Origin of the sequence: Microbacterium deferens, from assembly GCF_045517775.1 — a bacterium.
Classification (GTDB): Bacteria; Actinomycetota; Actinomycetes; order Actinomycetales; family Microbacteriaceae; genus Microbacterium.
On record NZ_JBEUWT010000001.1, the window covers coordinates 2,084,374 to 2,096,862 of the forward strand.

General features: G+C 72.8%; 8 protein-coding genes. All 8 read left to right on the forward strand.

Annotation, left to right across the window (positions count from 1 at the left end; all coding sequences use genetic code 11):
- Positions 1 to 13: 13 nt before the first annotated feature.
- The gene (locus ABTU82_RS09825) at positions 14 to 988 is read left to right on the forward strand and encodes an AAA family ATPase (RefSeq protein ID WP_407173168.1); all 975 of its coding nucleotides are present in this window, start codon (positions 14 to 16) and stop codon (positions 986 to 988) included.
- Positions 985 to 2,244: a DUF58 domain-containing protein gene (locus tag ABTU82_RS09830; protein ID WP_407173169.1), complete on the forward strand. Its 1,260-nt coding sequence runs from the start codon at positions 985 to 987 to the stop codon at positions 2,242 to 2,244. The genes ABTU82_RS09825 and ABTU82_RS09830 overlap by 4 nt, the downstream gene beginning before the upstream one ends.
- Positions 2,241 to 4,631: a transglutaminase-like domain-containing protein gene (locus ABTU82_RS09835; protein WP_407173170.1), complete on the forward strand. Its 2,391-nt coding sequence runs from the start codon at positions 2,241 to 2,243 to the stop codon at positions 4,629 to 4,631. Before ABTU82_RS09830 ends, ABTU82_RS09835 begins: the two co-directional genes overlap by 4 nt.
- Positions 4,628 to 5,473, forward strand: coding sequence for a PP2C family protein-serine/threonine phosphatase (locus tag ABTU82_RS09840; protein ID WP_407173172.1), 846 nt, complete (start codon positions 4,628 to 4,630; stop codon positions 5,471 to 5,473). The genes ABTU82_RS09835 and ABTU82_RS09840 overlap by 4 nt, the downstream gene beginning before the upstream one ends.
- On the forward strand, positions 5,470 to 6,792 hold the full coding sequence (locus ABTU82_RS09845) for an FHA domain-containing protein (protein ID WP_407173174.1): 1,323 nt from the start codon (positions 5,470 to 5,472) through the stop codon (positions 6,790 to 6,792). The genes ABTU82_RS09840 and ABTU82_RS09845 overlap by 4 nt, the downstream gene beginning before the upstream one ends.
- 13 nt (positions 6,793 to 6,805) lie before the next feature.
- Complete coding sequence (locus tag ABTU82_RS09850) at positions 6,806 to 8,440, forward strand: serine/threonine-protein kinase (protein WP_407173175.1); 1,635 nt, start codon at positions 6,806 to 6,808, stop codon at positions 8,438 to 8,440.
- A 65-nt stretch (positions 8,441 to 8,505) separates the two neighbouring features.
- Positions 8,506 to 10,929: an acyltransferase family protein gene (locus tag ABTU82_RS09855; protein WP_407173177.1), complete on the forward strand. Its 2,424-nt coding sequence runs from the start codon at positions 8,506 to 8,508 to the stop codon at positions 10,927 to 10,929.
- Positions 10,930 to 11,128: 199 nt separating this feature from the next.
- Positions 11,129 to 12,457, forward strand: coding sequence for a sensor histidine kinase (locus ABTU82_RS09860; RefSeq protein ID WP_407173179.1), 1,329 nt, complete (start codon positions 11,129 to 11,131; stop codon positions 12,455 to 12,457).
- The last annotated feature ends 32 nt before the right edge of the window (positions 12,458 to 12,489 follow it).

The following is a 12,489-nucleotide window of genomic DNA, read 5'->3' on the forward strand; positions in this document are numbered from 1 at the left end:
GGACACGACACCGATGACCATGACACCCGAGCAGGCCGCGTGGTTCGAGAGCACCTTCACGAGGCTCGTCGACAACGTCGACCACGCCCTGATGGGAAAGCGCGACGTCGTCGGGCTGGTGCTGGCCGCGATGCTCGCCGAAGGCCACGTGCTGCTGGAAGATGCGCCGGGTACCGGCAAGACGAGCCTCGCCAAGGCGCTCGCGGCGACCGTGCAGGGAACGAGCCAGCGCATCCAGTTCACCCCCGACCTGCTGCCCTCCGACGTCACCGGCGTCACGATCTACGACCAGGGCACGCACACCTTCGAGTTCCACAAGGGGCCGATCTTCGCCTCGATCGTGCTCGCCGACGAGATCAACCGCGCCTCGCCCAAGACGCAGTCGGCCCTTCTCGAGGTCATGGAGGAGTCGCGCGTGACGGTCGACGGCGTCACCCACGAGGTGGGCCGGCCGTTCCTCGTCATCGCGACGCAGAACCCCATCGAGCAGGCGGGCACCTACAAGCTGCCCGAGGCGCAGCTCGACCGCTTCCTCATCAAGACCTCCATCGGCTATCCCGACCTCGACGTCACCGAGCGCATCCTCGCCGGTGCCGCCGACCGCAACCCCTCCGCCGCGCTGACGCCGATCATCACGACGAACGCCGTGGGCGACATGGCCGACCTCGCCGCCTCCGTCCACGTCGAGCCCGCGGTGCTCCGCTACACGGCGCAGCTGGCCGAAGCCACCCGCTCCGACCCGGCCACCCGGGTCGGCGTCTCGGTGCGCGGCGCGATCGCGATGATCCGTCTCGCGAAGGTGTGGGCTGCGGCATCCGGTCGTCATTACGTCATCCCCGACGACGTGAAGCTGCTCGTCGAGCCTGCCTGGACCCACCGCCTCGTGCTCGACCCCGAGGCCGAGTTCGCCGGCACGACCGCCGGCTCCGTCATCTCGCGCGTGCTCGAGGCGGTCGCAGCTCCGCAGGCGAGGTCTGCCGCCGCATGACGACGGAGTCGCTCGGGTCGACCGTCCCCGCCGGGACGACCCGCACGGCCCTGCGGGAGGTCGCAGCTCCCCTCGCCGCACGCGCCCTGCGCCGTGCCCGCGGCATCCTGCGCGTCGCCCGGCCTCTCGCGTGGGTGCTGCTGGCGACGGCGGTCGTGCTGTTCGTCGCCGGCCGCATCCTCGGGTGGCAGGAGCTGGTGATCGCCGCGGTGGTCGTGGCGACAGTGCTCGTCCTGTGCACGTTCTTCCTCATCGGCCGCACCGACTACGACGTGGGGCTCGACCTGAACCGCACGCGCGTCGTCGTGGGCGAGCGCGCGGTCGGCGCGCTGTCGCTCGCGAACACCGGCTCGCGGGCGATCCTGCCCTCGCGCATCGTGCTCCCCGTCGGCGCGGGCCGCGGCGAGTTCGCCGTGCGGCGGCTCGCCCCCGGCGAGGAGGCGGAGGAGATCTTCGCCATCCCCACGCAGCGCCGCGCGGTGCTGAAGGTCGGGCCCGTCAGCGTGGTGCGCGGCGACCCCCTCGGGCTGTTCGAGCGCGTCCAGCGCCGCGACGAGCCCGTCGACCTCTTCGTGCACCCGAAGACCGTTCTCTTCGACGGCCAGTCGCTCGGTTTCCTCCGCGACCTCGAGGGCATGCCCGCGACCGATCTGTCGCGCGACGACGTGTCGTTCCACGCCCTCCGCCAGTACGAGCCGGGCGATGACCGCCGTCACGTGCACTGGAAGTCGACCGCCCGCACCGGCGACCTCATGGTGCGCCAGTACGAGGAGACGCGCCGCTCGCACTTCGTCATCGGGCTGTCGCGGCATCCGTCCGATTACCGCGACCCCGAGGAGTTCGAGCTCGCCGTCTCGGCGGCCGGTTCGCTCGGGCTGCGCGCGCTGCGCGACTCGCAGCGCGTCGACGTGCGCTCGCAGGGGGGCGCGATCGCGGCCGAGAGCGGCAAGCGTTTCCTCGATTCGCTCTCGGGCCTGGTCTACTCGCGCCCGAGAGAGGTCGACGTGGTCGGGCTTGCCGGCCTCATCGCCTCCACCCTGCCCCTGGCGAGCATCGTCGTGCTGGTGTGCGGAAGCACGGTGGATGCGGCGCGCCTGCGCGTCGCGTGCAGCCGGCTGCCCTTCGGGGCGCGGGTGCTCGCGGTGGTCGCCGAGACCGGGGCGTCGCCGTCGCTGCGGCGCATCGCCGAGGCCGACGTCGTGACGGTCGGAACCCTCGACCAGCTGCCGGTGGCTCTGCGGAAGGTGCTCGGATGAGTGCGCTGACCGCCCGCCGCTGGGCGCTCGATCTCGCCGCGACGGCGGTGCTGCTCGCGGTGCCCATCATCGGGTTCGCCCCGACGTTCGACAGCCCGGTGTACCTCGTCGCCGCGGTCGGTGGTGCCCTGCTGGGGCTGGCGGTCGCCGCCGTCGGGGCGTGGCGTCGTTTCGGCGTACTGCTGATGGCGGCGCTCACGATCGGCGTCTACTTCGTCTTCGGCGCCGCCCTCGCTCTGCCGCACACCGCGATCCTCGGGGTCATCCCCTCGATCGACACGCTCGCCCAGCTGGGCGCGGGGGTCGTCACGTCGTGGAAGGCCCTGCTGACGACGGTCGCGCCCGTGGCCGCATCCGACGGGCACCTGCTCGTGCCCTACCTCATGTCGCTCATCGCCGGTGTGCTGACGGCGAGCCTCGCGCTGCGCGCCCGCCCGCCGGCGTGGGCCGTGATCCCCGCGGCCGCGTTCCTCGCGGCGCAGATCGCCCTCGGCACCGCGCAGCCCGCCGCGCCACTGGTGCAAGGACTCGTCTTCGCGATCGTCGCCATCGCCTGGCTCGCCGTTCGTCAGGCCTGGCAGCCCGCGCGCGCCGCGATCTCGATCGGCGAGGAGGGCGAGCCCGCGTCGTCGGGCGTGGCCACCCGCCGGCTGGTCGCCGGCGCCGTCGTGCTGGCCGTGGCCGCCTCGGCCGGTGTCGCCACGAGCGCGCTCGCCGCGGCGAACGAACCCCGCTACGTGCTGCGCGACGTGGTCATCCCGCCCTTCGACATCCGCCAGTACCCGAGCCCCCTCCAGTCGTTCCGCGCGTACGTGCGCGACTTCCCCGACGAACCGCTCTTCAGCGCGACCGGACTCCCTGAGGACGCTCGCATCCGTCTGGCCACCATGGACGCCTACGACGGCACCGTGCTGAACGTCGCCGACGACAGCGGCGCCGGCTCGTCGAGCGCCTTCTCGCCGGTGCGGGGCAATATGTCGCCCGAGGCGACCGGTACGCCCGTGACGATCCACGTCGAGGTCGACGCCCTCGACACCGTGTGGCTTCCCGATGCCGGGCAGATGACGTCGGTGGCCTTCGAGGGCGACCGCGCGGAAGACCTGCGCCGCAGCGCCTATTACAACGACGCCACCGGCACGGCGGTCGTCACGGCCGGGGTGCAGCGCGGCGTCGCCTACACGTTCGACGCGCTGCTGCCGGCGACACCGAGCGACGAGCAGCTCGCCGACGCCGATTTCGCGCCCGTGCGCATGCCCGATCAAGACGACGTCCCCACCGAGTTCGCCGAGATCGCCTCTGACATGGTCGCCGATGCGAACACGCCGATCGAGCAGGCCCGGGCCCTGCAGCAGAGCCTGTCGCAGGACGGCTTCTTCAGCCACGGCCTCGAGGGCCAGGTGCTCTCCCGCGCGGGCCACGGCGCCGAGCGCCTCACCACGCTCCTGGGCGGGCAGCAGATGATCGGCGACGACGAGCAGTACGCCGTCGCGATGGCGCTCCTCGCGGGCCAGTTGGGCATGCCCGCCCGCGTCGTCATGGGCTTCTACCCCGACGAGGATCAGGCCGGGCCGGTCTTCACCGCGACCGGCGACACCCTCCACGCCTGGGTCGAGATCGCCTTCGACGGGTTCGGGTGGGTTCCGTTCGATCCCACCCCGCCCGAAGACCAGGTTCCGAACGACCAGACGACCAAGCCGCGCGCCGATCCGAAGCCGCAGGTGCTGCAGCCGCCGCCGCCCGAGCAGCAGCCCGTGGACCTGCCGCCGACGGTGCCGGATGAGCGCGGCTCGGAAGACGAAGAGAACACCATCGCGAGCCTCATCGGGTTCATCCTGCTGATCATCCTGATCGTGCTCCTCGTCGTCGCTCTCCTGCTCGCTCCGTTCGTCGTCATCGGCGGGCTCAAGAGGGCGCGCCGCCGTCAGCGTCTGTCGGCCGACAGGTCGGCCGACCGCATCAGCGGAGGGTGGGACGAACTGCTCGACCGGTCGTCCGACTACGGCACCCCGGTGCGCCCGGGCGGAACCCGCACGGAGGACGCCGTCGTGGTGGGCACCGCCTTCGCCGCACCGCAGGTGAGCACGCTCGCGCGCCGCGCCGACGCCGACGTGTTCGGCCCTCGCGACCCGTCGCCCGAAGAGGTCGAGGAGTTCTGGCGCGAGGTCGACGGCATCGTCGGCGATATGCGCCAGCGGGCGGGATTCTGGCGCAGGCTCCGCGCGCTGCTCGACGTGCGCTCGCTCCTCGCGGGCACCCGGTTCGCGCTGCCGGAGCGACGTCGACGCCGTGCGCCCCGGATCGATGCGGATGCGGCGCCCGAGCCCGTCGACGCTGATGCGGCCGATGCCGATGCCGACGGCGCTGCGACCGACGGAGCGCGGTCGTGACCGCGGGTCCGGTGACGCTGGCCTGGGGTGCGGCGACCGACGTCGGGCTCCGTCGATCGCTCAACGAAGACAGCCACCTCGCCGCGCCGCCGCTGTTCCTCGTCGCCGACGGCATGGGCGGGCACCAGGCGGGCGAAGTGGCCAGTGCCACCGTCATCGAGGAGTTCGCGCGCCTCGTCGGGCGCCCCAGCCTCACCGTCGACGACGTGCAGTCGAGCGTCGCGGAGGCGCGTCGTCGCGTCGACGCGCTGCCCGAGGGCGGCGGCGCGGGTGCCGGTACGACGCTCGCCGGGGTGGTCGTGGCCGACATCGACGGCGACGGGTACTGGCTGGCGGTGAACCTCGGCGACTCACGCACCTACCGGTTGAGCGAGGGAGTGCTCGAGCAGGTGAGCGTCGACCACTCGGTCGTGCAGGAGCTCGTCGACGCCGGGGAGCTTGACGCGGCCGCGGCGGCGGTCGATTCGCGACGCAATGTCATCACGCGTGCGCTGGGGGCCGGCAGCGACAGCGAGCCCGATTACTGGCTGCTGCCCGCCGAGGAGGGCGACCGCCTCCTCATCTGCTCCGACGGCCTGCCCACCGAGCTCGACGACGCGCGCATCGACCTGATCCTCCGCTCCGAGCAGCATCCGCAGACCGCCGCCGACCGCCTCGTGCGCGAGGCCGTGGCCGCGGGCGGCCGCGACAACGTCACGGTGCTCGTCGTCGACGCGCTCGATGTGCGGGCCCGCGAACGCCGAGACGCCACGGCGACCATCCCCGTCGCGGAGTTCGGCGAGGATGGGGAGGAAGACACCCTGCCCCGGGTGCGAACGCGCGACGAGGGAGAACGCTCATGACCGAGGTCCGTTACGCGCCAGGCACGCTTCGCGTCGTCGTCGCCGGTCGCGGTGTCGCCGTCCTCGGCGACGGGACGACGGATGCGGCGACCCTCGCCATTCGCGACCGGCTCGTCGCCGGTGAGGGCTTCGGTGCCGTGGTCGACGTGTTGGCGGCCGGTGGGTCGCTCTCCGCGCTTCCCGCGTTCGTCGTGGTCGTCGACGAGGACGACGTCTGGCGCGTGAGCGCGCGCGGCGACCTCTCCGCCACTGTCACGACGTCGTCGGGAACCGAGACCGTCGACGGGACCACCGCCTCGACCTGGTCGGAGCGCAGCATCCGCGATGTCTCGCGCCTCGAGATCGGCGATGCCGGGTCGACGATCCTTCCGATCACCGATGGCGTCGTGCTGGCGTCGGCCGTTGTGGTCTCGGCTCGCGCGTTCGACCGCGAGAGCCCGGCCGTCGCCGCACCAGAGCACCCGGCTCCCGCCGACTCGTACCGGCCCGTCGAACCCGTGCAGCCGCACAGCGTCGACGAGGTGCTCGACGTCGCGCACGAGCCGGCGGATGAGGTGCGCGGGCCCGAACTCCCTCCCGCCGATCCCGAACTCCCGCCCGCCGTGCCCGCGCTCCCGGCCGCCGAGGAGGGCATGCTCATCGACTCGATCCCGCCGTTCATCCGCGGCGCTGCGCTGCCGGTGCGACCCGCACCCGTGGTGGCGAAGAAGCCGACCGCGAGCGCTCCCGCGGTGCCGGCGGCCCCTCTCGACGATGTCGAGGCGACGACGGTGATCGGCAGGGGAGAACGCGACGTCGTCGCCGAGCCCGCCCCCACCCCCGCACTCCCCGCCGACACGGGCGCGCCGGCCCCCGGCGACCACGACGGCGAGACGCTCTCGCTCGAACAGGCCCGCCGATTGCGTGCCGGCGGAGGACTCCCCGTCCCGCCGCCCGCTCCCGCCATTCCCCCGGTGCCGCCGCCGCCCCCGACCGGACCGATCGGCCGGCTGCGGCTGTCGACCGGGCAGGTCGTGCCGCTCGATCGCACCGTCATCATCGGGCGGCGGCCGAAGTCGGCCCGTGCCTCCGGTGCCGACCTGCCGCACCTCATCGGCGTCGACAGCCCGCAGCAAGACATCTCGCGCAACCACGTCGAGGTGCGCGCGGAGGGCGACAGCATCCTGGCCGTCGACCTGCAGACCACGAACGGCACGACCCTGCGCCGGCAGGGGTCGGCGCCAACGCGCCTGCACCCCGGCGAGGCGACCATGCTCGTTCCGGGTGACGTGCTCGACCTCGGCGACGGTGTGACGGTGCTCGTCGAGGCACTGTCGTGACGAGGACCCCGTCGTGAGCGGTCGTCGCGCACCCCAGGCGCCCCCCGAGCTCGCCGGATTCACCCCCGTCGAACTCCTGGGCTCCGGCGGCTTCGCCGACGTCTTCCTCTACCAGCAGCAGCTTCCGCGCCGCCGGGTGGCGGTCAAAGTGCTGCTGCCCGACCGCTTGGCGACGGGATCGATCGACGAGTTCACGGCCGAGGCGAACGTCATGGCGATGCTCTCGACGCATCCGGCGATCGTCACGATCTACCAGGCCGGTGTCGCCGAGGACGGGCGCCCGTACCTCGTCATGGAGTACTGCCCGAAACCGAACCTGCAGGTGCGGTACCGGGCCGAGCTCTTCTCCGTCGCCGAAGCCCTCCGCATCGGCGTGCAGGTCGGCGCGGCGGTGGAGACCGCGCACCGCGCCGGTGTGCTGCACCGAGACATCAAGCCCGCGAACATCCTCGTCACCGAGTACAACCGCCCGGCCCTCACCGACTTCGGCATCGCCTCGGCAGCCGGAGCCGGCGACGCGGGAGGTCTGTCGATCCCGTGGTCGCCGCCGGAGGTCGTCGCCGAGAAGCCGACGAGCGACGCGCGCTCCGACGTCTGGTCGCTGGGGGCCACCGTCTACAGCCTGCTCGTCGGGCGTTCGCCGTTCGAGCTCCCCGGGCAGCGCAACAGCGGTGTCGAACTCATCACCCGCATCGAGTCGGCGCCCCTCGCGCCGATCGGTCGCTCGGACGTGCCCCCGTCTCTGCAACGGGTGCTGCAGCGCGCGATGTCGAAATCACCGGCCGACCGCTATCCGACGGCTCTGGAGTTCGCCCGGGCGTTGCAGAAGGTGCAGATCGAACTCGCGCACTCGGTCACCCCCATCGACATCCTCGACGACGGCGCCCCGGCCGGTGTCGTGGACGACGCCGACGACGGACTCACCCGCGTGCGTGGCGTGGTGAGCATCGACCCCGCCCCCGCTCCCGTGCCGGCCCCGTCCGCGCCCGAGCAGTGGGCGCCCGACGACGCGACCCGGCGCTCACGTCGTGAGGCCGCGGCCCCGCCACGCTCCGGCGACGGCGACGCCACGGTCGTGCGTGTGGCGGCGATCGACCCGCTGCCGGCCGGTCCGTCGCGGTTCGAGACGGTGCCGCCGCCGTCCGCCGCGCAGACGGCGGCGCCCGCGGCACCCCCGTTGCCTCCGACGAGCGCGACGGCCGCGGCATCCGCGCCCCCCGTGGCGGCCCGGTCGAAGCGTGGACTCTGGTTCGCACTCGGGGCCGCCGCGTTCGTGGTCGTCGTCGGGGTGATCCTCGCGCTCTCGCTGCCGGCCGTGCTCGGCGGCCCGGCCGCGCCCACGCCCGAGGCCTCCCCGTCTGACCGGCCGATCGACGTGGTGCCCGTCGCGCCCGGCGCCCCCGAAGGACTCGCCGGCTCCGCCGGTCCTGACGGCGTCACCTTCGCGTGGACGAACCCCGCCGCCGAGGACGGCGACGAGTACCTCTGGGGGGTCGTTGCGCGTGACGGCTCCGAACCCGTGCTCGAACGCACGGCCGAGACGAGCGTGACGGTCGCCGCCGACCCCTCGGGGACGACCTGCATCCAGGTGCTCACGCGCCGTGCCAATGGCCAGGCCTCCGCACCCAGCACGGCCTGCACGAGCTGACGCGGGAGCGATCCCGCTCCTCGGTCCGCGTCACTACACTGGCATTCGGCTTCCCCGGATACACAGTGACTTCCCACACCAGCACCTCTTCCTCTTCTCGCACGCCCGTCCGACGCGACCTTCAGGGTCTGCGAGCACTCGCCGTCGTCGCCGTCGTGCTCGCCCACCTGATCGGCTGGCCCCGCGGCGGGTTCGCGGGTGTCGACGTGTTCTTCGTGATCTCGGGGTTCCTGATCACCGGTCTGCTGCTCCGCGAACTCGCGGCGACGGGGCGCATCTCGCTCCGCGACTTCTTCGCGCGGCGTGTCCGCCGCATCCTGCCCGCCGCCGTGGTCGTGCTGGCCGCGGTCGTGATCGTCGCCTTCGTCGTCTTCAACCGCACGCGGGCCGACCGCACGCTGTTCGACGCGCTCGCCGCCCTCGCTCTCGTGGCCAACTGGCGGTTCGCCGCCGAGGGCACCGACTACTTCCACGCGGCCGACGCCGTCTCTCCGCTGCAGCATCTCTGGACGCTGTCGGTCGAAGAGCAGTTCTACCTCGTCTGGCCGGCTCTGCTGGTTCTGCTCGTGCTGTTCCTCCCGGTCGCGGCGAGGCGGACGGGTGCGGCGCGCGCCGTGGTCGGGGTCGCCGCGGCCGCGATCGTCGTCGTGTCGGGGGGATGGGCGATGGTGCAGACGGCGGGGGATCCCACCGTCGCCTACTTCTCGACGGCGACCCGCGCGTGGGAGCTGGCGATCGGCGCGCTCCTGGCCGTCGCCGTGCCCGCGCTGGCACGCATCCCCGCTGCCGTCCGCTGGATGCTGGGGTGGTTCGGCGCGGCGGGCGTGGTGTGGTCGTTCCTGATCGTCGACCCCGACACGATGCCCTTCCCCGCGCCCTGGGCTGCGCTCCCGGTGGCGGCTGCCGTGCTGGTCATCGCGGGCGGCGTCGGCGGCGACCCCCGTCAGCGTCACCTCTTCCCCCTGACGAACCCCGTCAGCGTGTTCGTCGGCGACATCTCGTACTCGCTGTACCTCTGGCACTTCCCCGTCATCGTCTTCGCCGCGGTGCTCCTGCCCGTCGGCGCGGAGTCGACGCTCATCGTCGTGACGACGATCGTCGTGCTCACGGCGAGCGGGTACTTCCTCGTCGAACAGCCCCTGCACCGCTCGCCGTGGTTGCGCGGGACGGCGGCGGATGCTGCTCCCGCGCCGTCCGCTGTCGAGCCCGACGCCGTGTCGCCGGCCGTCGAGCCCGAGGCGGCACCGGTCATCGCGCGCCTCCCGTCGACGCGTCCCGAGGGGTGGACCCCGGGAACGCGGTACTACCCCGGCTCGCGGCCGCGCCCGGCCGCCCCGCTCGCGATCGAATCGGGGGCGTCACCGGAGGCCCACCTCGCACGACCGCCGATCGCGGAGCCCCCGCGCGCGTCGGAGACGGTGGCGCGCGCCGTCGTCGCAGCATCCGCGTCGTCTGATCCCGGCACACCGCCCACCTCCTCCGCGTGGGCGCAGTGGCGTGCGCGTTTTCGACCGCAGTTCGGCCTGGGCGCGGCCGGACTCGCGATCGGTGCGGGCGTGGTCGTGCTGATGACGATGGTGACCTTCGGCTCGCCCACGATCGCCCCGATCGCTCCCGTACCCGCCGACACTGTCGCGGCTCCGGCGGACGACCCCGTTGCGACCGTGCAGGCCGAGCTCGCCGCCGCGGTGTCGGCGACGCAGTGGCCGGCGCTGCGGCCGTCGCTCGACGAGGTGATGCAACGCTCATCCAGCGCCAACCCCGCGCGCGACTGCTTCTCGCCCGACAGCGGCATCGAGCTCGGGCGCTGCACCTGGGGCGACGGCGGTGCGCCCCGGCACATGTACCTCGTGGGCGACTCGAGCGCCATGGCCTACGCGCCCGCGTTCAAGAAGCTGGCCGAGGAGAGCGGCGGTCAGTGGCGCGTCACGACGGTCGGCCTGTACGGATGCCGCTTCACCGACGTGCTCGTGCAGAACGACGGCGCGGGCGTGATGGCCGCATGCCCCCAGCGCAAGGTCGACGTGCGCGCCATGATCGCGGCCGACCCGGCCGACCTCGTGGTCGTCTCGAACGCCTACACCCTCGCCCACACGATCGACGGGCGCAACCTCTCGGCCGGCGACCTCCTCCGCGCCTCGCGGGCGGAAGTCGGTGCGTACGGTGCGGCCGGGCGCACCGTGTATCTGGCCCCGCCGCCGAGGGGCGGTGACCTGTCGCGCTGTTACTCGCCGCTGTCGGCTCCCGCGAACTGCACCACGGCCGTCGACCCGACGTGGAACGACATGCAGGCCGCCGCCGAGGCCGTCGCCGCCGAGACGGGCGACCACGCCATCGCATCTCTCGACTTCAGCTGCGTCGACGGGGTGTGCCCGGCCTTCGCGGGCGGCATGCCGATCCGCTACGACGAATCGCACCTGACGGTCGCGTACGCCGAGCACATCGTGCCCGTGCTGCGCGCGGACCTCTCCGCCACCGGGCTCTTCTAGCCGCGGCGCTCACGTCGCTTCGATCGACCGTGCGTTCGGGAGGAGATGTGCGTTCCGGAGGGCCGTTCCGTCGCATGCACCCTCCCCAGTGCACATCTCCTCCGACATTGCTCGCAGCCCGGGCGCCTTCGGGATACCCCGAAGAACCGCTCCGGATGCCTCGGCGGCCCCGGCGCGGCGCGCGTCCTACCGTGGGGGTATGAGTTCGCAGACGACCGCCCCGCCGCCGCTCCCGGCCCCCGCCGCGGCTTCCCCCGCAGCATCCGCCCCCGTGGCGACCCGGCGCGACGACCCCGCCGTGTCATCGACCGCCCGCCCGCTGCGCGTCGCGGGTGCCGCGGCGCAGCTCGCCGCCCTCGGGCTCGTCGGACCGTTCGTCTTCATCGGCCTCTTCGCCGCACTGGCGAGCGGGTTGGGTCTCGTCTTCGCCGCCGGTGTCGGCATCATCGTGCTCATCGCGCTGGCCTACGTGCTGTTCGCCGTCGCGTGGCTCGAGAACGCCCGGATCGACGGCCTCTACGGCTTCGGCCTCCCCCCGCTGTCGGCTCGCAGACCGACGCAACCGGGCTTCGCCGGGGTGCTCGGCATGTTCTGGCGTCAGGCGATCGACCCCTCGGTCTGGCGAGCGATCGCGAACCTCGCCATCTCGACGATCCTCGGTGCGTTGGTCGTCACCCTGGTGACGGTCGCGGCCACGGGCGTCACCATCGCCTTCGCACCCCTCTACGCAGACACGGTCTCGATGTTCGGACTCGACGTTCCCGTCACCTGGGCGCCGCTGGTCGGACCGATCGTCGCGCTGTTCTCGGTCGCGGTGATCATCGGCCTCGCTCTACTGCACGGCGTGCTGTCGCGTCTGATCATGGTCCCCTCGCGAGAGACCCAGCTGGCCGCCGAGGCGCGAGAGGCCGGGGCTCAGCGTGCCGGCGCGATCCGGGCCTCCGAGGTCGAGCGCACGCGCATCGAGCGCGACCTCCATGACGGCGTGCAGCCACGGCTCGTCTCGGTGGGAATGACGCTGGGACTCGCCCGGCAGAAGATCGACGACGACCCGACCGCGGCCAAAGCGCTCATCGAAGAGGCGCACACCTCGACGAAGGCCGCCATCACCGAACTCCGCCAGCTCGCGCGGGGCATCCACGCCTCGGTGCTCGACGACCGGGGGCTGGATGCTGCGCTCTCGGCGCTCGCTGCTCGCTCGCACGTGCCCGTGCATCTCGACGTCCGCATCGACGGGCGATGCGGACGCACCGCCGAGGCCGCCGCCTACTTCGCGATCGCGGAGTCGCTCACGAACGCGGCGAAGCACTCCCGGGCGACGGGCGTGCGGGTGGTCGTGCGCAGCCGCGAGGACGGCAGCCTCTGGGCCCGCGTCGAGGACGACGGACTCGGCGGCGCCCGCATCCTTCCGGGCGGAGGCCTCGACGGCATCGCGAACCGCATCGCCGCCGCCGGCGGAACCTTCCGCCTCGATAGTCCGAACGGCGGCCCGACCGCCCTGGAGGTGAGCGTCCCGTGCGCATCGTGATCACCGCCTCGATGACCGAAGCCGACGCGACC

What these genes read in the sequence shown, in the direction of transcription:
- ABTU82_RS09860 (WP_407173179.1), top strand. Translation starts at nt 11,129, where the DNA reads ATGAGTTCGCAGACGACCGCCCCGCCGCCGCTCCCGGCCCCCGCCGCG.
- ABTU82_RS09835 (WP_407173170.1), top strand. Translation starts at nt 2,241, where the DNA reads ATGAGTGCGCTGACCGCCCGCCGCTGGGCGCTCGATCTCGCCGCGACG.
- ABTU82_RS09830 (WP_407173169.1), top strand. Translation starts at nt 985, where the DNA reads ATGACGACGGAGTCGCTCGGGTCGACCGTCCCCGCCGGGACGACCCGC.
- ABTU82_RS09825 (WP_407173168.1), top strand. Translation starts at nt 14, where the DNA reads ATGACCATGACACCCGAGCAGGCCGCGTGGTTCGAGAGCACCTTCACG.
- ABTU82_RS09845 (WP_407173174.1), top strand. Translation starts at nt 5,470, where the DNA reads ATGACCGAGGTCCGTTACGCGCCAGGCACGCTTCGCGTCGTCGTCGCC.